Source organism: Rhodoferax sp. (assembly GCF_023700745.1).
Taxonomy (GTDB): domain Bacteria; phylum Pseudomonadota; class Gammaproteobacteria; order Burkholderiales; family Burkholderiaceae_C; genus Rhodoferax.
In genome coordinates this window covers 83,075-106,579 of the sequence record NZ_JAMPYG010000003.1, presented here as the reverse complement: position 1 = coordinate 106,579, position 23,505 = coordinate 83,075, and the positions used below count along the sequence as shown (strand labels likewise).

Sequence of the window (23,505 nt, the reverse complement as noted above, 5' to 3'; positions counted from 1 at the left end):
CAAACGATCAATTCTCATGCAACACATGACTTAAACTCATCCATGCCTTACCGTTTGCCCCCTTTGAATGCGCTGCGTGCTTTTGAAGCCGCGGCGCGCCACCTCAGTTTTAAAAATGCAGCGCTGGAGTTGTCGGTCACGCCGACCGCGGTCAGCCATCAGATCAAGCTGCTGGAGACGTCGCTGGGCTGGCCCCTGTTTGACCGCTTGACACGCGCGCTGGCGCTCACGCCCCAGGGCGAGGCCATGTTGCCCAAGGTGCGCGAGGGGCTCGAATGTTTTGCCGCGGCGGTGGAAAGTGCCCATCAGCGTGTTGACCATGGCCGTCTGATCGTGGTGTTGCCGCCGTCTTTTGCTACCCGCTGGCTGGTGCCGCGCTTGCGCCGCTTTGCCCTGGCGCAGCCGTCACTGAGCCTGCAGGTGATTCGTTCGCTGAACGCCATCGACGGCAACCAGGTGGTGGGCGCCGCCGCACTTGAGCCGGTGGACCTGCGCCAGGAGGACTCGCTGGTGGCGATCCGTTTTGGCAACGGTGCGTATCCTGGCTACCACGTGGACCGCATGTTTGGTTCCGACTATATTGCCGTGTGCAGTCCGAAGCTGCTTGAGACAGGCCCGCCCCTGCGTGTGCCATCTGACATGCGTCATCAGGTGTTGTTGCATGACGATGCCACCGCCAACGAGCGCTCGGGCCCGCGCTGGGAAGACTGGTTTCGCCTGGCCGGTGTGAGTGGCGTAGACACCAAGGCCGGAACGCATTTTGGCGACTCCGGCATGGCTTATGTGGCTGCACTGGACGGTCTGGGTGTGGCCCTGGCCTCCAGACCGCTGGTGGCCAACGCCATTGCGCAAGGCCGGCTGCTGGCCCCTTTTGACATTGCCGTGGGCCAGAACTATGCCTACTTTCTGGTGGTCCAGGAGTCCATTTCCGGGCGGCCGATGGTGCAGGCCTTTCGCCAGTGGCTGCTGGAAGAAGCCAGGACCGAGGAGCCCTGACGCAGCGTCAGCTCCAGCGCCAGCCGCCCTGTATGCTGGTCGCTACTTGCTGCTTCTCTTTGGCATCAAGCCATGCGGTAATCGCCCTGCCTGCCATGTCATGACCGAGCACCAGACGCAATTGGACACCCGCATTCAAACGGCTTGCGGGCACTGTTTGCGTCGCAACCGGCATACGAGACTGCAGCGCCTGCGCTGCCAGTGATTGGCCTGGCACATACTGGATCTCGGTTTTGGCCTGCCGATAGGGTCGGGCATTGGTCAACCGGGCGGTCAATACGCCCTCTGACGCCAGGCGATCTGCCGTGCGGCGCGCCAGCCTTCTGATACCCACACCGTTGGACACTTCCAGACGGACACCACGCAGTTCGGCACCGTTGGACAGGTCTTTGCCAGAAGGTTCGGTCGTTCCCTGAACAGGACCGGCCGCTTCGGCTGCCGTATTTGTCGGCGCCTGCAACTCAAACACATTGGGTGCCACCACCACAAGGCGCGGCCCGTTCTGGTCTGCGGTGTCTGACGGTACCGCCAAACCCGTAGATTGGTGATTGGTCTTGGCATTGGCCAGCAGTGCCAGGTTCTGCTGCGTCTGTGTATTGGACGGGTCCAGTTCGCGCGCCTTGTTTAATGCGCTTTCAGCCTCGTCAAGCCGGCCTGCGCGCAGCAGGGCGTAGCCGGCGTTGTTGCGGATATGCGCGCCACCAGGTGCCAGCTCGCTGGCTCGGGCAAAGAGCCTGAGAGCTTCATCGATACGATTTGACTGGGCATAAATGACCGCCAGCGCATTCAGCGCACCCACATGATCCGGGGCCAGTTGCAGAGCTTGCGCATAGTGCTGGCTGGCCAGCGCGAGTTGGCCGGCGCCATGCGCTGTGAGCCCCTGGGCGTAGAGGGCGTCACTTGAGGGCATTGCCGGCGTGACGGCGCTCGCCTGCGCCACCTTGACCGGCACGACGCTGGCCTGGCTGCGTGAAGGCGCCATGGTGGCGCCTGCCAGCGGCGCGCCTGGCATGAGCGGGGCACAACCCAGCAGCGTACCCAGCAGGGTCACGGAGGCAACAGCGTTGAGTTTGAATGTCATGACAGGCTCCTTGACAAGTTGACAGTGATCAGCCATTACCGGCCATGGTGGGCAGCAGGACGCGGTAGATGCTGATCATGGCCGGTCCCATGAGCACCAGCAACAATGACGGAAAAATAAAGAAAATCAGCGGAAACAACAGCTTCAGCGGAATCTTGGCCGCCCGCTCCTCGGCTCTCAGTCGGCGGTGCGTGCGCATGGTTTCTGCCTCAATGCGCAGCGCATCGGCCACGTTGGTGCCAAAGCGGTCCGACTGCACCAGCATGGCCACGAACGACGCAATGTCGTCCACTCCCGTGCGCAAGGCCAGGTTGCGCAAGGCCTGATCGCGGTTCACACCCATGCGCAGTTCCAGCGCTACCAGGTTGAGTTCTTCCGACAGGGCCTTGCTGCGCAACCCGATCTCTTTGGCGGCGCGGTTCATGGCAGCATCCAGCCCCAGGCCTGCTTCCACGCAGACCAGCATCATGTCCAGCGCATCAGGCAGGGCGTCTTCAAGTTCCTGCTTGCGACGCTGGATGGCATTGGCGAGCAGCCCATTGGGCAGGTAGTAGCCCATCGCGGCCGTCAGCAGCAGCACCAGCACCGTGGTGTTGACCGTCATTTGTATTGAACTCACACCCTGGTACAGCACAAACAGGCCTGGCAACAGCAGGGCCAGCACGGTCTTGGTGGCAAAGTACAGGGCCGGCCAGGACGCCTCGCGCAGGCCGGCCTGCATGAAACGCACGCGCAGGCTGGATTCGTCCCAACCCGCCTTGGGCATGGACAGCTTGGCCATGGGGCCTACTGCCTTGATCACCTTGGCTTGCCACTCACTGCCAGCAATCAGGCTCTTTTCCCCGCTGCCTTCAGGATTGACCAGCTGGCTTAATCGCTGCCGCAGGGCCGGGTCGCGGCCGAACCAAAGCGTCGCGCCCCAAGCCAGCCCCGTCACGGCCAGAAAGACCAGGATCAGAATAAGAATTTGCATGTTCATGATGCCCCCTCAGACCCGGATATCAATGATCCGCCACATGGCAAAAATGCCGATGACCATCAGCACCAGCGCGCCAATCACCAGTTTGAGGCCCATCACATCGGTAAACAAAACTGACAGGTATTTCGGGTTCAATATCTGAACTGCGCCAGCCACGCAAAACGGCAGTCCTACCAGAATCCAGGCTGACAGTTTGCCTTCGGCCGCCAGCACCCGCACCTTGGCAAATAGCTTGAAGCGCTCGCGCACCAACTCTGCCAGTTTGCCCAGCAACTCGGCCAGATTGCCACCCGTTTCGCGCTGAATAATTACCGCCATCACGAAGTAGCGCATATCCGGACTCGGAACGCGGCTGGCCAGATTGTTGAGCGCGTTGTCCACCGAGATGCCATAACCGATTTCGTCGGAGGTGATCTTGAACTCGCCCGCAATCGGTTCCTGTGCCTCTGCGCCGACCATGGCCAGCGCCGACGGAAACGCGTGACCGGCGCGCAACGCCCGCGCGATCAGGTCCATCGCGTCAGGCAACTGTGCCTCGATCTTGTGCAGCCGATGATTGCGCATCCACACCAGCCGTAACAAGGGCAGCAGCGCCAGAACCACCACCAACAGCAGAATCAAAAACATGGGCCAACGCAAAAACAAGCCCGCCACCAGCCCGATCAGCGCCAGCAAGGCAGACACCGTCAGCTGGTGCGACACCGTGAAGGTACTGCCTGCCTGCAGCAGCAGCCGGTCCAACTGGTGCACCCGTGGCAGCAGCAACAGCAGGCGTTGCACAGACGGGGTGTGGCTCAGCACCCGTTCCTTGAACAATTTTGCCTCGCTCTCGGCGTGACCACCGGCGGAAATGGCGCGCAGCCGTTGTGCCACCCGGCGCACTTCCGGGCTGCGGGTGTCGTTCCAGTAAGCGTAGAGTCCTTCGAACAGCAGCACCACCGCGACAAAGCCGAGGATCAATAACAGTGAAAAACTGTAGTCCATGATGTCACTCGTAAATAAGGGTTGGATCAAAGGTTTCTTCCGGCACTTCCAGACCGTAGGACTTCAAGCGGTCCATGAACGTGGGCCGCACGCCGGTGGCCCTGAAATGCCCCTGCACCGAGCCGTCTGTGGCAATGCCCGTCTGCTTGAATCCGTAGATTTCCTGCATGGTGATGATGTCGCCTTCCATGCCGGTGATCTCCTGCAGGCTGATGATCTTGCGGCGCCCGTCGTTCAGACGGGCAATCTGGATCACCGCCATGATGGCTGAGCTGATCTGCTGGCGCATGGCCTCCTGCGGCATGGCAACCCCGCCATAACCGGCCATGTTTTCCAGCCGTGACAGCGCGTCGCGCGGCGAGTTGGCGTGTACCGTGGCCATCGAGCCTTCGTGGCCGGTGTTCATGGCCTGCATCATGTCCAGCACCTCGGCGCCACGGACCTCGCCCACGATGATGCGGTCCGGGCGCATGCGCAGGCTGTTACGCACCAGCGCCCGCTGGCTCACTTCGCCTTTGCCCTCGATATTGGGGGGGCGGGTTTCCAGCCGTACCACATGCGGTTGCTGAAGCTGCAGCTCGGCGGCATCTTCAATGGTGACGATGCGCTCGTTGTGCGGTATCGAGGCCGACAGCACGTTCAGAAGCGTCGTCTTACCGGTACCCGTGCCGCCCGAAATCAGGAGGTTCATCTTGGCCCGGACCATCGCTGAAAGCAGCTGGCTCAGCACCGGCGTCAGCGTGCGCTTGTCCAGCAGGTCGTGCATGGTGAATGGCACCACGGCAAAGCGGCGGATCGACAACAGCGGGCCGTCCAGCGCCAGGGGTGGAATGATCGCGTTGACGCGTGAGCCATCGGGCAGGCGCGCGTCCACCATCGGGCTTGATTCATCAATGCGCCGGCCCACGCGTGACACGATCTTGTCAATGATCTTCATCAGGTGATCATCGTCAGAAAAGTTGACATCGGTCTTGACCAATCTGCCGTTGCGCTCCACGTACACCTGATGCGGGCCATTGACCAGAATGTCGGAAATAGAAGCATCGGCCAGCAGCGGCTCGAGCGGTCCCAGGCCCATGATTTCGTCCAGGATGTCCTGCACCAGTTGTTTGCGTCCTGGCGCATTCAGTGCCACCCCGGTCTCCTGCAGCAGCCTTTCCACCAGCAGGCCGAGCTCCTCGCGCAGCCGCTCCGGCTTCATGGAGCCCATCACATTCAAATCAATCCGGCTCAACAACTGGCTGTGCAAGCTGTCCTTGAGCGTGTGATATTCCGAATGCGTGTAGGTGGCGGCAGGATGCAACTCGTTCGATTCGTTAGGGGCTGACTTCAGCCGGAGTTCCTGTGCTTGTGTTTTAAGGTCCATGATGCTTCTCGCTTGATAATCATTGGGTTGCAGACGGCAGCTTCAGGTTCAATTGCCACCTGTCAGTGCCGAAAACCAGTGTTTCTTCGGCCTGAGCGTGACCGGCGACAAATCATTGGCCCACGCCTGCAAAACGTGTGTGACAGCATCGCGCGGCGACAGCATCGGCAGCGGGACCCCCTCATTGATCGAGGCCATGACTGCTTCATAACTGGCTGGCACCGTTCGCGCTACTTTGGTTTGTGTGGCACGCTCCAGCTCGTCGAGCCCGATGGCACCGTTCTTTTCATAACGGTTCACCACCACATTCAACTTGCCCGGTGGATAGCCCAAACCCTCGAACACGGTCTCGATGCGCTTGACGTTCTGGATCGCCGGCAAGGCCAGTTGCAGAATCAGGTAAATGCGGGCAGACAGGTCCAGCGCCTTGATGGTGGTCGGGTCCAGGGTGCGACCCACATCCAGGATGACAAAGTCATACTGGCTGAGCGCCAGTTCAATGATTTTTTCCAATATAGCCGGCGTCAGTACTTCGATACGGTAGGGCAGCAGCGGCGCGGCCAGCACATACAGATGCTCACGCGCGGCCAACACGCTGGACTCCAGCAAGGCCGCGTCAATGCGTTCGTTTTGGCGGGCAATGTCCAGAATGCTGGAGCCTGGCTTGCGGTCGGTCACGTTCGCCGCCAGGTCGCCAAAAAATAGGTTCAAGTCCACCAGCAGCACCTTTTTGCCGGTTGCGGCCAGCGTATAGCCCAGGTTGCTGGCCAGAAAGGTGCTGCCCGAGCCCCCTTTTGCGTTCAGGAAAGCCAGTAACTCGCCCTCGTTGTCCACCAGGCGCGAGCTCAACGACGCTGTTTTGTGCAGGTAGTCCACGGCGCTCTGGACCGTGGACTGGTTCAATGGGGCTGGCAATATATGACGCACACCGGCCTGCATGGCACGCTTGAGCAGGTCAATGGAAGGGTCGGGGCTGACCAGCAGCACCATCACGCCGGGCACCCGCAGGGTGGCCGCTTCGATCTGCTCAAAAGCCTCATTGTCAGGCGTCGGGAAATCGAGCAGCACTACATCGGGCCGGTCCTTTTGCATCACGGCCAACAGCCGCCTGGCGTCACCCACATGCACATTGATCTCCACACCCGCTGGCGTGGCCAGTGCGGTGAGCAGCGCTTCGCGCTCTTGGGCGCTGGTGCAGATCAGTGAGGCTTTGAGGTTCATAGCATTCAACTTTCAGGAATCGGGTTGAAGCCGAGGCTTTCTGCTGGCATTCGGACGGTAGATAAAGGAATACGTAAGCCGGTTAAATCAGTGGAATTGGGCCCACTGGTTGAAAATAGACCAATCATTGGCTTGAACGGGATAGATTGATTGGGGTTGCATGTCGTTCCCGTACTCAAACAGACTTCGACAAAGCGGATGCACTCGTCGTAGACACGATTGGAATCCAGGCAGGCCGCAATGTTGTCGCCGGGGCTGCTTGGCATTTTGGTTACAAACGCCACATCGCCATTGGCTTTTACGGCCAGGTACCGGATGACGACATTCGTGTTAGAGATTTCAGACGAGGCAGGCAGCGTGCCATCTGTGACGCGAAATACCGCAGAACGCTTGATGGCCGTAATGGCAGCGCTATCGGTGAAATCTGTCACCACCACCTGCCGCGCAGCGTTACGTGTAACTTCCTGCGCAGTATTCCAGAGGTAAAGCAAGCGTCCAAACTCCATCGCACCCAGCACCAACAAAAGAAACGGAATGGCGATCAGGGCAAATTCGACGGCAGCGACGCCGCGCTGCAGCACTTTTGATTTGACGTTGGCAAGCGGTGAGTTTTTCATGGCACACCTCAATTCATGTAGCGCATGGTGGTGTGCGGCGACAAGCTAATGTTGCTGAGGCTAATCAGCCCATCTGGTCCAATGAAGGGAAACCATGCGCCCAGATTAACGGTAAAGCCGGTAATGCTGACCCTGACGTTGGCTGGTGCGGTGCCAGGAGAGCAGGCACCAAAACTGAAAGTGGGGCTGGCAGGGGGGGAGTTGTCGCATTGAACGGTCACATTGGCACCAACCAAAGCGGGCGATACATTGGCCGCTGCCGCAACGGCAATGACCCTGTCTTGCACCTTGGTTACGCCGTTGCTGATGTCCGAGGCTTCCCACATGGACATCATTCGCGCTCCATCCCGTGTGGCCTTGGTCAGTGCATCGGCATACCAGAAGGTGCGGCCAAACTCGACCACGCCGGCCATGATAAGCAGCAAGATCACCAGCACGAACGCAAATTCGACGGCGGCAACGCCGACTTGCTGCGTTCGCATGATCGATCGCTTTGGATATTTTTTTGTAGGTTGGGTGTTCACTTGTACAACCTGATTTCAGTAGGTGGAGGAAGAGGATCGATCAAGCCGGCAAACTCAGCTTCAATTGCTTTGGGTAAATCGGCCTCGACTTGCATAAAAAATCTTCCGATGCCGACAATAGGTATCGTAGAGTTGCAGCCGGTTCCCGTTGATGCCGGACAATTCACAATCGCGAGATTCAGCACGCGCCGGTCCCGCTTTCCTGGCGTAACAGGTGGCAAAGCGAAATATTTACTTCCAATCGAAGTGTTGTATGGCGCTGCCAGAGTACCGGGGAAAGACGAACTTGCGGGATAACCTGAAGCTGTCTGGTCTGCCGTGTTGCCAGCGTACAAATCTGGCCAGTCATCCAGTGTGAAGGCGGTGCCTGCGGTAGCGTTGGGTGATGTGCCAACTGCCTTCACCGCCCAGTTGTAGGACCAGAGTGCGCCATATTGGCCGATCGTTGGATTGGGAACGGGTTTGCGTGTACTCGAATCAATCGTGATGGATTGTTGTGAGGGGTAGTCGTCAGCGCCTTCTTGCGTCCAATCGCGGGGATTCCCTAGCGGACCGGTCCCTGCCGTCTTCGGGACGGTATATTCCTTAACATTTACATCCTGTGGCGCGCAAGCGTTCTCCTTAAATCGGGAATTGAGCGCTGCCTGTATCGGCCCGGCCGAAATGCCGGTATTACCAAAAACATTGCCCGGCACTGTACCGATGGCAGCCGAGGTTCCGGTACATACAAAAGGAGCTGTATAGGTCGCAGATGAATGCGACGGGTCGCACGCGGGACTTCCCCACGAGTCGACCGGGTTGAGCAAATAGGGCTGACCGCTCCCGCCCAACGGCCCAAGCTCCATGATGTTATAGGCCACACCTCGCCGAAATCCGAATTCGGTTAACTCCGTTCCTGCCGCAGAGGTGCGGGTTCCGCCCTTTATTAGATCAATCGCACAAATGCCAATGGGCGTGATCTCTCTCACATAAAACCCCGCCACTGCACGCCCAAAAGTGTTTGTCTCCTGGATGCCAGTGCCACCCTGGGTGGTTGGCACGCGCGCAAAAAACGTAGCGAGACTGCCTGATGGAATATAGACCTTGAGAAAAGTCTTATCGGCAGCCTGCGCATCAGAGGCAATGACGCTGGCCTGCGTCCACGTACATCCATCATCCGGGCAACTGCTGACGCTGATCATGGCATCTGTGATCACGATGCCAACATTCCCGTTGAACGAGAACTTTGTATTGTTTTGCAGCCCTATAGCCTTCACTGTGGCAATTGCTGTTGTGACGCCAGACAACTTTTGATTGAGATCCTTGGCGCCCGCCAACGCCGCCGCATCCGCCGCATTTTGCAACTCGGTACGTACCACGTAGGTGCGCCCCAGGTCGAACACCAGAGCCATAAAGCCAAAGAGCACCAGCAGGGAAAAAGCAAATGTGATGGCCACCGCGCCGCGTTGGCACCGGCTGCGCATGGCTTTCAAGCGGACAGTTTTCATGGTGTGGCTCCTGCGGCTGCGCCCGGCGTTCAATCGCCCGTCAGCGTGCCGCCAATATTGATGATTTCAAACGTCTTGGGCGGTGCCTTGAACGACTCCTGGTAGCGCTCCTGCGCGGCAGCGCCGGCCTGGCCGTCGATGCCGAGCACCGGGTCGCGGTTGGCCGAGGCGTTGGGGTTGAGCGTTTGACTGGTGCGCGCCTGGCGCACGGCGTTGCCAAAGTTGGCGTCAAGCACCGGGGTGGTGCTGGCGCAGGCCGTCAGCAGCGCCGCACAAGAAGCAGCGGTGAGTTTGCCGATCAAGCGGGCGGAATAAAGGGTGGTCGTCATGATGAATCTCCTTACTTGACTTCCATGCCACCGGTGGCATTGGTCGGGGCCGTGGTGGCCGGGGCGGTGCGTGGGTCGGCCGGAATGTCTTCATGACCCGAGCCTTCGAGCTTGTTGCCAAAATAGAACTCGCCCCGGTTCGGCGGCGTGTAGCTGTCGGTCGGCAGGATGTAGTTGGGGTCGAGCGGCTTGATCAGGCGTGGCGTGATGACGAACATCAGCTCGCTGCGGTCGCCCTGAAATTCGTTGCTGCGAAACAGCGCACCCAGCACCGGCACTTCACCCAGGCCGGGCACCCGGTCCACCGCCTGCTTGACGTTGTTTTTGATCAGGCCGGCAATGGCCAGGCTTTGCCCGTCCATCAACTGCACCGAGGTTTGCGCACGCCGGGTGGTGAAGCTCGGCAAAATCGCCGTTTCGCCTCCCAGCGTGGTGAAGGGTGAACCAGTCTGCGACAGCTCGGACACCTCGGGCGCCACTTTCAGGTGAATGCGCCCGCCCTCCAGCACGGTCGGGGTGAATTTGATGCCCACACCGTACTCTTTTTCTTCCAGCGTGATGGTTGAACCGCCGGTGGTTTCGTTGGCGCGTGCCACCGGAATAAAGATCTTGCCGCCCGCCAGGAAGCTGGCCTCCTGGCCACTGATGGCGACCAGGTTGGGCTCGGCCAGGATTTTGATCAGGCCGTCGTTCTTTTCAAGATCTATTTGAAAGCCGTTCGTGCCGTTCTTGATGGCACTGAGCAGCCCGGCGCCACCGCTCAACAGATTGGAGCCGATGCCATACATCCAGTCGCCATTGGTCCGGGTGGCATTGAATTTTGCGCCCACCTTGTCCATGAGTGTCTTCGAAACTTCGGCCACCGTCACCTCCAGCATGACCTGCTGACCCTCGGCAATTTGCAGCAAATTGACCACTTTGGCTCCGGCAACGCCGACACTGCTCACCTGCAGTTTGGTGCCGGAGGCCACCTTGTCCTCGCCGGCGACGACGGGCAGCACCAGGCTTTTGTTGACATCACGCACAAAGGCATTGGCAATGTCTTCGGCCGCCTTGGCCTTGACGGCGCTGGAGACCACGCCGGTCAGGATGACCGAGTCGGCAGCCGGGCGCACGGTAATGCCCTTTTCCCCGGGCAGCAGTTCATCGATTTTGGCTTCCATGCGTGCCACGTCAATGTTCACATTCACGTCAATGGCCGTGGGGCCGGCGCCCTTGCGCCAGACGATGAGGTTGGTCGATCCATAGGTTTTGCCCAGCAGGTAGAGCTCGGTGGTGCTGATCAGGGTGACGTCGGCGATGGTCGGGTTGCCGACCGAAATGCGCGTGATGGCCGAGGGCACCCGCATCATGGTGGACTTGCCAATGGTCAGGTTCAGCGCCGGCCCGACCGTGGACAGGTCGGTGCCGACGTTGGCTGACATGGGCGCAGCGGCAACAGTGGCGCTTTTGATCGCTGTCGTGCCCTTGATCACAGCAGGGGCTTGCGCCAGCGCCGTGGTTGCGACCAGCGAGGCAGCCATGGCCACCCAAAGAGAAGCCGACAAGGGATTGCGTAAAAGGGTTTTCATGGTCTTTTCCTTAAAAATCAGCGGTTGCTTTTTGCAGGCCACGGATCACCTCCACGCGGCTACTGGAGTCTTCGACTGGTTTGGCGGCCACAGGCTTGGGTTTGGCGCGCCGCACCACCTTCTTGACGGGGACCGGCGCAGAGGCTACCGGAGCCGGCGTTTCTGCTGCAAACAGGTTTTGCTGACGCACGCCATCGGTGGCGGCATCCTGGGTGTCAATCTGGTTGCGCAGGATCAGCGACAGCGTGCCGATGTTGCGCGCCAAGTCGATCTTTTCGGCCTGCTCGGGCGTCACCTCCAGCGTGACGGCATTGACTACCCGGGGTTTGCTCTCATCAGGCCGCTGGGCCTCCTGCGCAATGGCGAGCACCATGATGCGCTCCAGCACCACGCGCGACATCGGTTTGTCGCGCTCATCCCTGAAGTTGACCAGCAGGTCCACATAGCTGCCAGGCGCCAGGAAACCGGCCACACCCACCACCTCGTTGACCTTGACGGTGATGGCGCGGTGCCCTTCCTTGATCACAGAATCAAGCCCGGCCTTGGTGCCTTCGGGTGCCAGCTTGGGTGCCAGCACCGGTTCGCCCTTGAAAATGCTGATGCGCACCACGCGGCCCTCCAGCTTCTTGGGGTCGTCGAATGCCCCCGCTGGCACCGCGCCGGCGGGCCACGGTACGGACTGCACCATGGTGGGGGTGATGGCCTGGCCCAATTCCATGTCGCTGGACGCGACCAGCACCGTGGTTTTGTCGCTTGCGGCCTGCTGGCCCATCCAGCGGGCCGCCAGCATGACCGCGGCGATGCCAAGCAGCACCGACAGGGTCAGCATGATGATTGCGCGTTTGCTCTTCATTTCACTCTCCTTGATTGAAGGTCGGGCTGGCTTTGGCCTGCGCTAATGGGTCATTGCCACCAAAATAATTGGCCCACGCCCAGTCCAGCAATTCGGGCGTCATGCGCGGGGGTTCTTCCAGGTATTGGGCGCGGTCTGCAATCTTGCTGATCACATCAAACGGCAGGCTCGGCAGGAAGGGCATGAGATTGCGCATGTGCAGCGTGTTGACAAGGTAGTCGATGCCGGCCTGGTCGGGCGGTACGCCGCTGCGCGCGCAAGCCTGCGCCACCACGGTGCGGTAGCTGTCCGCGTTCATCGGCAAAAGATGGATCTTGTAGCCCAGGCGCCGGGCAAAGGCCGGGTCCACCAGTTCTTCAGGCGCCAGGTTGGACGAAAACACCACGCGCACGTCAAACGGCACGGTGAACTTGGTGCCGGTGTTGAGCGCCAGGAAATCGACGCGGCGGTCCAGCGGCACGATCCAGCGGTTCATCAACTCGTGCGGGCTCACCCGCTGGCGGCCAAAATCGTCGACCACGAAGATGCCGTTGTTGGCCTTCATTTGCGGCGGTGCGATATGCAGGCGGGTGTGCGGGTCGTAGGCCAGATCAAGCATGTCCAGCGTGAGCTCGCCGCCGGCAATGACCACGGGCCGCTCGATAAGCACCCAGCGACCGTCCATCGGCACCTCGCGCGTCAGGCCAAGTGCTGGGGTTGCGGCCAGTGGCACCGGGTGATGCACGACAGGGTCATAGACCAGAATCACCTCGCCGTCCACATACACGGCATGCGGCACCTGGATGTGACCCTCCAGTGTCTTGACCAGGTGCTCGGCCAGATAGGTCTTGCCGCTGCCGCTGGCGCCGTAAAGGTAAATGGTCTTGCCGGAATTGAGCGCACTGCCCAGCGTGGGCAGCATGGCGGGGTCGATCACCAGATCGTCCATGGCCTGCTGCAGGCGCGCGACGCGCACCGGTGCGATGTGCTGGCTTTGTTCGCCTACGCGGGCCACATACTCGGGCAAGGTGACCGGCGCCGGCCCCACATAATTGCATTTCTCATGCGCCAGCCGTGCCAGCCGCTGGCCGGTGTCTGTCAAGGCATAGCTCACGTCGCCCTCCAGATCGCCGCGGCGCGGCACTTCCAGCAGACCCAGTTTGCGCATGTTCGACAATAAGCCATCAACCAAGGGCACGGCCATGCCAAGATGGTGCGCGATCTGGACCAGCTTGAGCTCGCCCAGCCGTGCAAAGTGGCGCAGTGCCAAGTCGGTCAGAAAAGCGGCTGGCAGGCTGGCTGCTTCGGCCACCGGCACCTCGGTCGGGTCGGGTGGTTCGGCCTTCAGCAGCGGCGAAGTGGTGTGTGATAGCGCTTCCATGATGCTTGCCTTCAAAAATTGACGATCGGGTTGTGACCGCTGAAAATCCACGCGCCATAGGCCAGCAGGCCAACGGCCATGGCCACGCCATAGGGCATGCGATCGGCAGATTGGGTGGCCGGATCAAAACGGGCCACCGAGCCGGGAACCCATTGGCCCAGCGCGGTCACCACATTGAACAGGACCAGCTGTGTTTTGCGCACCCAGACCATGCGCACCACGGCCAGCACGCCACCGGTCACCAGAATGAACAGCGCCACATCGATGGCCGTGGCCGGGCCGACAAAACTGCCGATGCCAGCCATCAGCTTGACATCGCCCGCGCCCATGGCGCGCAGCAGGTAGAGCGGTAAAAAGATGGTCAGCCCGGTGAGCGCGCCCAGCAGCGCACCCTTGGCACCCAATGCGCCGGGATAGACGGTGAACAAACCGGCGCCGCTCTGCGAGACCTGCGGGCCAATCAGGTTGATGAACAGGCCAGTAACCAGCGCCACCAGCACAAGTTTGTTAGGAATGCGCCGCTGCCGCAGGTCAAACACCAGCGCGGTGAGCACCAGCAGCGCCAGAGTGGTCAGGCTGATGGCCTGCCATGCTTCTGGAACGATATTGAACTGCATTTGGTGCCCTTCTGTTTTCTTATGTTGTTTAGCCACCGGTCAAGCCGGCATCATTCAATAATCAACTCAAGGACCCAGCGCCCCTTTCATTGCAGGGATGACCTTGCCTGTCCAGATGGACCAGCTCAGTGCATTCGCCTCCCCTGTGGCCCCGACCCCCACGATGATGGCTATTGCAATCAAGGTGGCCATCAGGGCATATTCAATGGACGTGACACCGCGTTGGTATTTCATGGCCGACTCTTGAGATGAGAAGACATGGCGGGCCAGTTCCAAGTGCTTGCAGACAGGTCTGCGATTCGCAACCCCGTAGCCTGAGGCGCATGTGGTTGAACTACTCCCCCCACGGGGAAGCGAGTCAAATCAACCACCGGGAGCGGCGGCGGCGCAAATGGCGCCGGTTGGAGGCGTGGTAAGGCAGCCAGCAATATCGTTAAAGAGGTTACTTAAATTTGTGCCCACGAGCCCGGCAGCAATAATAATCGCCACCGCAATCAGCGATGCAATCAGCCCATATTCAATCGCCGTTACGCCTTCCTCGTCACGCATGAAGCGGCGGGTGGCAAGAACAAATTTTTCCATGATGACACTCCTGTTAAGTTGAATATTGGTCACCCACCATGAGCGACCCATCACTTTGAGAGTCCGCTGCACCCTTATTGAAAATCTCTCATCAGGATTTGCACTTGTTTCGAACTCGCAGGGCCATTTTTCTGACTTGGTGAGAACGTGGAATTGAGAATTCGCATCACTCCCTACAATTTGTTACATGAAGGCCACATTTGACGTTCAAGAAGGCCTGTTGAGTACAACCCGGCGCATAAAGTCAGGGCCGTGCCAGCCTGACGAACTGACATGGGATTCCCGCCACAACTGCCACATCCTGAAAATGCTGGCGGTTCTTTTTCAGGGAGAGGGTTGCTCCCAGGGTTTTTAGCAACGGCAGTTTTTGAACGGTAAGAGTTGCCGAAGTAAAAAACACAGGCATGTATGAACCTGCAGCGGAAACCGATGTGTCATCTTGAATTTGATCGAGCTGGTCATCGATGGCTTTCCAGGCGCTTGAGCGCCATGCGAATGCGGAGAATGGTGTCTTCCATGCGCGCCTGGGCCGACACCTCCAGCCCCAGCTTGCGGGCAATGTCGTTGACCACAGCCGCGTTCAGCGGAAGACCGCCAGCGTCGATGGCGGCGATCAGCGCTTTGGCGCGCTGCTCGGGTGTCAGGGCCTGGCGACGGGGCAAGAGTTTTTTGAGCCAGTTCACGGGTGCGTCATGCTTGAGTGGAAGTGCAACAGCATGAAATATAGTGCCTTGATGGCAGGAGAAATCTGGCGCAACAGTTTTCTTGACATGCCCAGCCTTCAATAACGGAGTTTGCAGTGAATGAATCCACCCGTCTCCATGGCTTGCCGCCGCTGGTGACAGCGCATACCCGGATGCTGGTGCTGGGCAGCTTCCCCAGCGTCACGTCGCTGGCGCGCCAGCAGTATTACGCCCATCCGCAAAATGCCTTCTGGCGGCTGTTGCAAGCCATTTGGCCGGCGAGCCCGATGCCTGGCGCTGATCATTACCAACAGCGTGTTGCCTGGCTGCTGGATAAGGGTCTGGGTCTGTGGGATGTGTATGCGTCCTGTGAGCGCGACGGCAGTCTGGACACCGCCATCCGCCAGCCGCAAGTCAATGATCTGGCTGGCCTGCTGCGTCATTGCCCCGATCTGCGGCTGATTGCGCACAACGGTGGCGAGAGTTTCAGGCACGCGCGCGTGACGCGTGCGCTGGGCCTGCCGGTTTACCGCCTGCCTTCGACCAGTCCGGCCAATGCCAGTTGGTCTTTTGAGCGCAAGCTGTCGGCCTGGCGGGAGCTGGTGGCGAAGGCGGGGCTGGTTTGACCCTGTCTTCGCACTTGAACCACAGTCTCAATACACGCCTTGCGCCGCCATGGCATCAGACACCTTGACGAAGGCCGCAATGTTGGCGCCATCGACGTAGTTGACAAAACCATCTTCGCGTGTGCCGTAACGCACGCAGTTGTTGTGAATGTCGGTCATGATGATGCGCAAACGGGCATCGACTTCGTCGCGCGTCCAGGGCAGACGCATGGCGTTCTGGGTCATTTCCAGGCCCGATGTCGCCACACCGCCCGCATTGGCTGCCTTGCCGGGGCCGTACATGATCTTGCCAGCCAGGAAGACTTCCACCGCGTCCAGGTTGGAGGGCATGTTGGCTCCTTCGGCCACGCACTTGACGCCATTTTTGACCAGTTCGCGGGCATCGGCGCCATCAATCTCGTTTTGTGTGGCGCAGGGCAGGGCGATGTCCACCGGCACGCTCCAGGGCTTCTTGCCGGCTTCATAGCGCAGGCCAAACTGATGGGCATATTCTTCGATGCGACCATACTGGACGTTCTTGAGTTCCATCAGGGCGGCCAGCTTTTCGGCGGTAAAGCCGTCGTCATCAATCACGGTGCCCCCGGAGTCAGAGGCGGTGACCACTTTGGCGCCCAGTTCCATGGCCTTTTCGATGGTGTATTGCGACACATTGCCCGAGCCCGACACCGACACGCGCATGCCTTCCATGCTCAGCTTGTTGTGAGCCAGCATGTCCTGCACAAAATAAACCAGCCCATAACCGGTGGCCTCCGGGCGAATCAGACTGCCGCCAAATGACATGCCTTTGCCGGTGAAAACACAAGCTGCGTTGTTGGACAGTTTTTTCATCATGCCGGTCATGAAGCCCACTTCACGACCGCCCACGCCGATGTCACCGGCTGGCACGTCGGTATCGGGCCCCAGATGACGGTACAGCTCCACCATCAGTGCCTGACAGAAACGCATCACTTCGTTGCGGCTCTTGCCTTTGGGATCAAAGTCAGAACCGCCCTTGCCGCCGCCCATGGGCAAGGTGGTCAGGGCATTTTTGAAGGTTTGCTCGAAAGCCAGAAATTTCAGAATCGACAGGTTGACGGAGGGGTGAAAGCGCATGCCACCCTTGAAAGGGCCAATCGCCGAGCTGTGCTGAATGCGAAAGGCGCGGTTGGTTTGAATCTTGTTGTGGTCATCAACCCAGGACACGCGGAACTGGATGACGCGCTCGGATTCCACCAGGCGATCCAGAATGGCCGAGTCGGCATAACGCGGGTTGGCTTTGATGAAGTCCCACAAACTCGCCATCACTTCCTGCACGGCCTGATGGAACTCGGGCTGGTGCGGGTCGCGGGCTTTGACATAGTCCATGAAATCCGACAGATTTTTGTACTTCACTTACATTCCTTTAAGAGGGTGGGGGGTGATCAATAGGGGGTCGCTTGCCATGCCACACGCGATGAACGCAGCAAAACCAAATGCTCCAGAAAGGAGCATCAAGATGAGTTGAAATGCATTAATTAGATGCATTTCAGCGAATTGCGCACGTTTTTGGCGTGGTTAATGAGCGCGGCTATGTTAAATGCACCTGAGTAGTGCATTTGCCATTGTATCGATGATGCAATCCCTGCATGACGTTATGCGTTGATGTATCGCAACATCTCGCGTCTCGCAGCTTGAATTACCCCTCCAGCCCCCGCTTCAGCCGCCACTGCTTCACCAGCGCATAGATCGCCGGAATCACCGCCAGCGTCAACACCGTGCTGGAGATCATGCCGCCCACCATCGGCGCGGCGATGCGACTCATCACCTCTGAGCCCGTGCCGGTGCCCCACATGATGGGCAGCAGGCCGGCCATGATGGCCACCACGGTCATCATCTTGGGCCGCACACGCTCCACCGCGCCTTCCATCACGGCCGCATACAGGTCGGCCACGGTGGGGGCACGCCCGGCCAGCCGGCATTCGTCCTTGATCTCCTGCCAGGCATGGTCGAGGTAGATCAGCATGATGACGCCGGTTTCCGCCGCCACACCGGCCAGGGCAATGAAACCGACCGCCACGGCCACCGACAGGTTGTAGCCCAGCCACCACATCAGCCAGACCCCGCCCACCAGGGCAAACGGAACCGACAGCATCACGATCAGGGTTTCGGTGATGCGGCGGAAGTTCAGGTACAGCAGCAAAAAGATCGACAGCAGCGTGACCGGAATCACCACCTTCATTTTCTCGATGGCGCGCTCCATGTTTTCAAACTGGCCGCTCCAGGTGACGTAATAACCACTCGGGAAAGTGACTTGCTCTGCCACGGCTTTCTTCGCGTCCCGCACATAGCTGCCGATGTCGCGGTCGCGAATGTCCACATAAATGTAGGCTGACAGCAGCGCGTTCTCGGTGCGGATGCCGGGCGCACCCTTGGCCACCACCACCTTGGCCAACTGGCCCAGCGGGACCATGGCGCCTTCCATGGTCGGCACCAGCACCTGGGTGGCGATCTGCTGCGGGTCGCTGCGCAGTTCACGCGGGTAGCGCACCGTCACGCCATAACGCTCGCGGCCCTCCACCGTGGTGGTGACCATTTCGCCGCCCAGGGCGGTGCCCACCACGTCGAGTAGGTCACCCACCGCCAGGCCGTAGCGCGCCAGTTGCGCGCGGTCGGGTTCGATGTTGAGGTAAAAACCGCCGGTGAGGCGCTCGGCAAAGGCGCTGCTGGTGCCGGGCACCGTTTTCACCACCGACTCGATTTGCCGGGCCAGCTTTTCCATTTCATCAAGATTCTTGCCAAAGACCTTGATGCCGATCGGCGTGCGGATGCCGGTGGACAGCATGTCGATGCGGGCCTTGATCGGCATGGTCCAGGAGTTGGCCACGCCGGGGAATTGCAGCGCCTTGTCCATTTCGGCAATCAGCTTGTCGGTGGTGAGGCCGGCGCGCCATTCGGATTCGGGCTTGAGGTTGATGACGGTCTCGAACATCTCGGTCGGTGCCGGGTCGGTGGCGGTGTTGGCTCTTCCCGCCTTGCCGTAGACCGAGGCCACTTCGGGGAAGCTCTTGATGATCTTGTCCTGCGTCTGCAACAGCTCGGCCGCCTTGGTGATCGACATGCCAGGCAGCGAGGCGGGCATGTAGAGCAGCGAGCCTTCGTTGAGCGTGGGCATGAATTCGGAGCCCAGTTTGGAGGCCGGGTAGTAGGATGCGCCCAAGGCCAGCAGCGCCAGCAAGACCGTCACTTTTTTCCAGCGCATCACCCCGGCGATGATGGGCCGGTAGACCCAGATCAGGAACCGGTTGACCGGGTTTTTGGCCTCCGGCATGATCTTGCCGCGGATGAACAGCAGCATCAGCACCGGCACCAGCGTGATCGACAACAGCGCCGCACCGGCCATCGAAAAGGTCTTGGTGTAGGCCAGTGGCGAGAACAGCCGGCCCTCCTGGCCTTCCAGCGCGAACACCGGCAGGAACGACACCGTGATGATCAGCAGTGAGAAAAACAGCGCCGGGCCGACCTCTTTGCAGGCTTCCAGCATTGCCTCAAAACGCTGGCTGGTGCTGTGTTTTTCGGGCAGGCGCTCCAGGTGTTTATGGGCGTTCTCGATCATCACGATCGCCGCGTCGATCATGGCGCCGATGGCAATGGCAATACCGCCCAGGCTCATGATGTTGGAGCTCATGCCGAGCAGACGCATGGCAATGAAGGCCATCAAAATGCCGACCGGCAGCATCAGGATGGCGACCAGCGCGCTGCGCACATGCATCAGGAAAACAACGCAGACCAGTGCGACGATGAGCGACTCTTCGATCAGCGTGCGCTTGAGCGTGTCGATGGCGCGCTTGATGAGCTCGGAGCGGTCGTACACCGTTTGTACGGTCACGCCTTCAGGCAGGCCGGGGCCGATTTCTGCGATTTTTTCTTTCAGGTTGGAGATCACTTCCAGCGCGTTTTCCCCATAGCGGGCCATGGCGATGCCTGAGACCACTTCGCCTTCGCCGTTGAGTTCGGTGACGCCGCGGCGTTCATCGGGGGTCAGTTCGACCCGGGCGATGTCGCGGATCAGCACCGGCGTGCCCTTGTCGGCCTTGACCACCAGCATTTCGATGTCGCTTTTGCCACGCAGGTAGCCCTTGCCGCGCACCATGTACTCGGTCTCGGCCATTTCCACCGCGCGACCGCCGACGTCACGGTTCGAGTCGCGGATCACCTGGGCCACTTTCATCAGCGGGATGTTGTAGGCGCGCAGCTTCACCGGGTCCACCGTGACTTGGTAGGTTTGCACAAAACCGCCCACCGAAGCCACTTCGGCCACACCGTGGGCCTTGGTCAACTGGTAGCGCACATACCAGTCCTGGATGCTGCGCAGCTCGGCCAGCGTTTTGTCTTTGGCCAGCAGTGCGTACTGGTAGACCCAGCCGACGCCCGTGGCATCGGGGCCGATCTGCGGTGAGATGCCTTTGGGCATGCGCCCGGAGGCAAAGTTCAGGTACTCCAGCACGCGCGAGCGGGCCCAGTAGATGTCGGTGCCGTCTTCAAAAATGATGTAAACGAAGGACGCGCCAAAGAACGAGAAACCGCGTACCACTTTTGATTTGGGTACCGACAGCATGGCGGTAGTGAGCGGGTAGGTGACCTGGTCTTCCACCACCTGCGGTGCCTGGCCGGGGACCTCGGTGTAAACGATGACCTGCACGTCCGACAGGTCGGGCAGCGCGTCGATGGGCGTGCGCAACACGGCAAAAATGCCGCCCAGCACGATGAACAGGGTGGCCAGCAGCACCAGAAAACGGTTGCGGCCTGACCAGTCGATGATTTTTGAAAGCATGATCAGGGCTTGACGTTGGTGATGACCCATTCACCGGGCTGGCGCTCGATGAACTCGACGGTGACTTTTGAACCGGGTTTAAGCGATTGCAACAACGTTGCGTTGGCGGCTTTGAATTCCATCGTCATGGCCGGCCATTTGAGGCTGGCCACCGGGCCGTGATTCAAGCTGACGGTGCCGTCTTTCAGATCAACGCCCTCCACCGTGCCGCTGGCCTGGTGGCCCACAATCTTGGCTGCCGATGCCGCCGGAGTCATGGCCGGTGCTGCGCTGCCCAGGCCGCCCAGTGCCGCTTTCAGATTGCTTTCGGCGTCGATCAAAAAGTTGGCGGCCACCACCACCGGTTCGCCTTCGGCCACGCCGTCGAGCACTTCCACATGGGTGTCGCTGCGTGCGCCCAACTTGACTTCACGCGACGCATATCGGCCAGCGCCTTGTTCGACCAGGACAATCTGGCGGGTGCCACTGTCAATCACCGCAGACACCGGGACGGTGACCACCTGACCCTTGGCCGCTACCGGCAGCTCCACCTGGGCAAACATGCCGGGTTTGAGCAGTCCGCCGGGGTTGGCTAGCTCGACGCGCACCGGCACGGTACGGGTTTCGGCGCTGAGGGTGGGGTAAACATAAGTCACCCGACCGCTGAAAGTTTTGTCCGGATAGGCGTTGATGCGGACCGTGGCTTTAGTGCCGTTTTTGACCAGCCCGATGTCTTGCTCAAAGACATCGGCAATGACCCACACACTGGATAAATCGGCGATCTGGTACAGCATCTCGCCGGGCATGAAGCGCATGCCTTGCAGCGCTTTCTTGTCCATCACGATGCCGCTCACGGGTGAACGGAAGGTGAGTGTGCGGGTGGTGGCGCCCGAATCGGTCAGCGCCTTGATTTGCGCCTCGGAAATGTCCCAGTTGCGCAGCCGCGCCAAACTGGCGCCGGCGAGTTGCTGCATACCCAACTGCGCCTGGCTGCCGGCGTCCTTGAGGCTGTTCACGCCCTGCGCCGCAATGGCGTATTCACGCTGGGCCGAGACCAGTTCCGGGCTGTAGACTTCAAACAGCGCCTGGCCCCTGCCCACGGCCTGGCCCGTGACGTTGACATGCAGGCGCTCCACATAACCTTCAAACTTGGGTGCGATGGTGTACAGGCGGCGCTCGTCGGGCTCAATGCGGCCCGAGGCGCGCACCAGCTTGTCGAGCGTGCGCAGTTGCGCCGCCTCGGTACGAACCCCGAGTTTCTGCACCTTTTCGGTACTGATCTTCACTTGGTTGGCAGGGGCTTCTTCTTCATCCGCGCCACCGGCATAAACCGCGATGTAGTCCATGCCCATCGGATCTTTCTTGGGGGTGGGCGAGGTATCGGGCAAGCCCATCGGGTTGCGGTAGTAAAGGAGCTTTTTCTCGGGCTTGGCCGTTGTATCGCCTGCGCTGGCGGGTGCCGCCGTTGGCGCACCCGCCGCGTCCGCGCTACTGCCGGCATGGCCACGTGTGCCCGCGTAATATCCGCCTGCGCCAGCCAGCGCGGCAAGCAGCGCGCCAATCATCCATCCGGTACCTGATTTCATAACTCTTCCCCAATTAATTTCTCAATTTCAGCCAGTCTCATTTGTGCTTCCAGTTGCGCCTTGAGCTGGGCTTGCCTGGCCTGGCGCACCTGGCGCTGGGCGTCGAGCAAGGTGGCAAAGTCGAGCTTGCCGTTTTCATAACCCGCGAGCGCCGCCTGGAACGTCAGCTCGGCTTGCGGCAGCTGGCTGCTGGTGGCGAGTTGTTCGGTGCGTTGCGCCGCGTCGAGCCCGGCCAGGTTTTCAGCCAGGTCGGATGCCACCTGATTGGCGGTGGCGGCGCGGCGCGATTGGGCTGCCGACAGCATGGCCTGTGCCTCGCGTTCTTCAGCGCGGCGTGACGCCTGTTGTAGCGGGATATTGACCTCCAGCATCAGGCTCCATTCGCTGATGCGGCTCTGCATTTGGGTCGGCGTGATCGACAGCGTGAAGTCCGGGTAGCGGTTCTTCAGGCTCAGCTCACGCCCCAGTTCGGCTGACTTGATGCGGGAATCTTCGGCAAATAACTGGGGGTTGCCTTGTTGTACACGCGCCATCAGTGCGTCCGCGTCAAGCCTGGCGGCCACTGGCACGGGGCGCAGGCGCTCGGGCACCGCCAGCGCTGCGTTGCCTGGCCTTGCCAGTATGGCGTTGAGTCTGGCATCGGCCTGGCGCGACTCGCCTTGCAACGCCACCAGCTCGGTCTGCATGGTGGTCTGCTCCAGCTGCGCGCGAATGGCGTCCTGCTGCATCGCCAGGCCGCCGGCATAACGTACTTGCGCCACCTTGGCCAGCTGTGTGCTCAGGTCGAGCAATTCCAGCGTGAGCTTTTGCGTGTGGTAAAGGTAGTAGCGTTGCGCATGCGTGATTTTGACTTTGGCTGCCAGTTCAGCCCAGGTCCCCTGCGCCTTGCCCTGGCTGGCCTGTGCTTCCTGGGCAGCGATGTTTTTCTTCAGGTCACGTTTGCCAAACCAGGGCAGGTCTTGCATCAGCGTGTATTGGGTGCTGCCCACCTCGCTGGGCCACAGGGTGGCGCTTTGCGAGCCAGCCTTGGTGATGTCCATCCACTCAATGCGGAATTTGGGGTCCATCAGCGCTCCCGCCGGCGCGATCCGCTCGGTGGCCGCCTGCGCTTCGAAGCGCATGCTGGCGTAGTCGGGGTTGTGTTCCTTGGCCAGTGACAGCAGACTCTCGACACTGGCGCCGGGCAAGGCGTCATCAGCCAAAGCGCGCACAGGCGCAGCCAAAATCAACAGCGTGGCCAGCGCTGTGGTTTGCAAAGCGTATTTCATGGTGTGC

22 protein-coding genes are annotated in these 23,505 nt (G+C 60.2%); 2 read left to right on the top strand and 20 right to left on the bottom strand.

What is annotated here, in order from left to right:
* The first annotated feature begins 42 nt into the window (after positions 1 to 42).
* Positions 43 to 996: a transcriptional regulator GcvA gene (gene gcvA / locus NDJ10_RS04355; protein ID WP_296159942.1), complete on the top strand. Its 954-nt coding sequence runs from the start codon at positions 43 to 45 to the stop codon at positions 994 to 996.
* Between the two features lie 7 nt (positions 997 to 1,003).
* Here gcvA and NDJ10_RS04350 read toward each other — a convergent pair whose 3' ends face one another.
* The 16 genes from NDJ10_RS04350 to NDJ10_RS04275 form a co-directional block, all read right to left on the bottom strand.
* Positions 1,004 to 2,077 carry a LytR C-terminal domain-containing protein gene (locus tag NDJ10_RS04350; RefSeq protein WP_296159940.1) on the bottom strand — a complete coding sequence of 358 codons (1,074 nt, stop codon included), beginning with the start codon at positions 2,075 to 2,077 and terminating at the stop codon, positions 1,004 to 1,006.
* A gap of 28 nt (positions 2,078 to 2,105) precedes the next feature.
* The gene (locus NDJ10_RS04345; protein WP_296159939.1) at positions 2,106 to 3,056 is read right to left on the bottom strand and encodes a type II secretion system F family protein; all 951 of its coding nucleotides are present in this window, start codon (positions 3,054 to 3,056) and stop codon (positions 2,106 to 2,108) included.
* 9 nt (positions 3,057 to 3,065) lie between these two features.
* Positions 3,066 to 4,040, bottom strand: coding sequence for a type II secretion system F family protein (locus tag NDJ10_RS04340; protein WP_296159938.1), 975 nt, complete (start codon positions 4,038 to 4,040; stop codon positions 3,066 to 3,068).
* A gap of 4 nt (positions 4,041 to 4,044) precedes the next feature.
* Positions 4,045 to 5,406, bottom strand: coding sequence for a CpaF family protein (locus NDJ10_RS04335; RefSeq protein WP_296159937.1), 1,362 nt, complete (start codon positions 5,404 to 5,406; stop codon positions 4,045 to 4,047).
* A 48-nt stretch (positions 5,407 to 5,454) separates the two neighbouring features.
* Complete coding sequence (locus tag NDJ10_RS04330; RefSeq protein WP_296159936.1) at positions 5,455 to 6,627, bottom strand: AAA family ATPase; 1,173 nt, start codon at positions 6,625 to 6,627, stop codon at positions 5,455 to 5,457.
* A gap of 5 nt (positions 6,628 to 6,632) precedes the next feature.
* Positions 6,633 to 7,244, bottom strand: a complete 612-nt coding sequence (locus NDJ10_RS04325; protein ID WP_296159934.1) for a TadE family protein — start codon at positions 7,242 to 7,244, stop codon at positions 6,633 to 6,635.
* Positions 7,245 to 7,252: 8 nt separating this feature from the next.
* Positions 7,253 to 7,768 carry a TadE family protein gene (locus tag NDJ10_RS04320; RefSeq protein WP_296159933.1) on the bottom strand — a complete coding sequence of 172 codons (516 nt, stop codon included), beginning with the start codon at positions 7,766 to 7,768 and terminating at the stop codon, positions 7,253 to 7,255.
* Positions 7,765 to 9,255: a pilus assembly protein TadG-related protein gene (locus tag NDJ10_RS04315; RefSeq protein ID WP_296159932.1), complete on the bottom strand. Its 1,491-nt coding sequence runs from the start codon at positions 9,253 to 9,255 to the stop codon at positions 7,765 to 7,767. Before NDJ10_RS04315 ends, NDJ10_RS04320 begins: the two co-directional genes overlap by 4 nt.
* Before the next feature lie 29 nt (positions 9,256 to 9,284).
* Positions 9,285 to 9,584, bottom strand: coding sequence for a hypothetical protein (locus NDJ10_RS04310; protein WP_296159931.1), 300 nt, complete (start codon positions 9,582 to 9,584; stop codon positions 9,285 to 9,287).
* Between the two features lie 11 nt (positions 9,585 to 9,595).
* Complete coding sequence (locus NDJ10_RS04305) at positions 9,596 to 11,155, bottom strand: type II and III secretion system protein family protein (RefSeq protein WP_296159930.1); 1,560 nt, start codon at positions 11,153 to 11,155, stop codon at positions 9,596 to 9,598.
* 10 nt (positions 11,156 to 11,165) lie between these two features.
* Positions 11,166 to 12,008: a Flp pilus assembly protein CpaB gene (gene cpaB / locus NDJ10_RS04300; protein ID WP_296159929.1), complete on the bottom strand. Its 843-nt coding sequence runs from the start codon at positions 12,006 to 12,008 to the stop codon at positions 11,166 to 11,168.
* Between the two features lies 1 nt (position 12,009).
* Entirely contained in the window at positions 12,010 to 13,368 is a 1,359-nt protein-coding gene (locus NDJ10_RS04295; protein WP_296159928.1) for an ATP-binding protein, read from the bottom strand.
* 11 nt (positions 13,369 to 13,379) lie between these two features.
* Positions 13,380 to 13,985 carry a prepilin peptidase gene (locus NDJ10_RS04290; protein WP_296159927.1) on the bottom strand — a complete coding sequence of 202 codons (606 nt, stop codon included), beginning with the start codon at positions 13,983 to 13,985 and terminating at the stop codon, positions 13,380 to 13,382.
* A gap of 66 nt (positions 13,986 to 14,051) precedes the next feature.
* Positions 14,052 to 14,219, bottom strand: coding sequence for a Flp family type IVb pilin (locus NDJ10_RS04285; RefSeq protein ID WP_296159926.1), 168 nt, complete (start codon positions 14,217 to 14,219; stop codon positions 14,052 to 14,054).
* Positions 14,220 to 14,348: 129 nt separating this feature from the next.
* Complete coding sequence (locus tag NDJ10_RS04280) at positions 14,349 to 14,567, bottom strand: Flp family type IVb pilin (RefSeq protein ID WP_296159924.1); 219 nt, start codon at positions 14,565 to 14,567, stop codon at positions 14,349 to 14,351.
* Positions 14,568 to 15,025: 458 nt separating this feature from the next.
* Positions 15,026 to 15,250: a hypothetical protein gene (locus tag NDJ10_RS04275; RefSeq protein WP_296159923.1), complete on the bottom strand. Its 225-nt coding sequence runs from the start codon at positions 15,248 to 15,250 to the stop codon at positions 15,026 to 15,028.
* Positions 15,251 to 15,423: 173 nt separating this feature from the next.
* Here NDJ10_RS04275 and NDJ10_RS04270 point away from each other — a divergent pair, with 173 nt between their 5' ends.
* On the top strand, positions 15,424 to 15,876 hold the full coding sequence (locus tag NDJ10_RS04270) for a DNA-deoxyinosine glycosylase (protein ID WP_296160116.1): 453 nt from the start codon (positions 15,424 to 15,426) through the stop codon (positions 15,874 to 15,876).
* Positions 15,877 to 15,903: 27 nt separating this feature from the next.
* On the opposite strand, the gene gdhA is transcribed toward NDJ10_RS04270, so the two are convergent.
* From gdhA to NDJ10_RS04250, 4 genes are all read right to left on the bottom strand, one after another.
* Complete coding sequence (gene gdhA, locus NDJ10_RS04265; RefSeq protein ID WP_296159922.1) at positions 15,904 to 17,247, bottom strand: NADP-specific glutamate dehydrogenase; 1,344 nt, start codon at positions 17,245 to 17,247, stop codon at positions 15,904 to 15,906.
* A gap of 283 nt (positions 17,248 to 17,530) precedes the next feature.
* A complete protein-coding gene (locus tag NDJ10_RS04260) occupies positions 17,531 to 20,665 on the bottom strand; it encodes an efflux RND transporter permease subunit (protein ID WP_296159921.1) in 3,135 nt (1,044 codons plus the stop codon).
* A 2-nt stretch (positions 20,666 to 20,667) separates the two neighbouring features.
* Positions 20,668 to 22,230 (bottom strand): efflux RND transporter periplasmic adaptor subunit, encoded by a 1,563-nt coding sequence (locus tag NDJ10_RS04255; RefSeq protein WP_296159920.1) that lies wholly within the window; start codon positions 22,228 to 22,230, stop codon positions 20,668 to 20,670.
* Positions 22,227 to 23,498, bottom strand: a complete 1,272-nt coding sequence (locus NDJ10_RS04250; protein ID WP_296159919.1) for a TolC family protein — start codon at positions 23,496 to 23,498, stop codon at positions 22,227 to 22,229. The genes NDJ10_RS04255 and NDJ10_RS04250 overlap by 4 nt, the downstream gene beginning before the upstream one ends.
* Positions 23,499 to 23,505 lie beyond the last annotated feature (7 nt).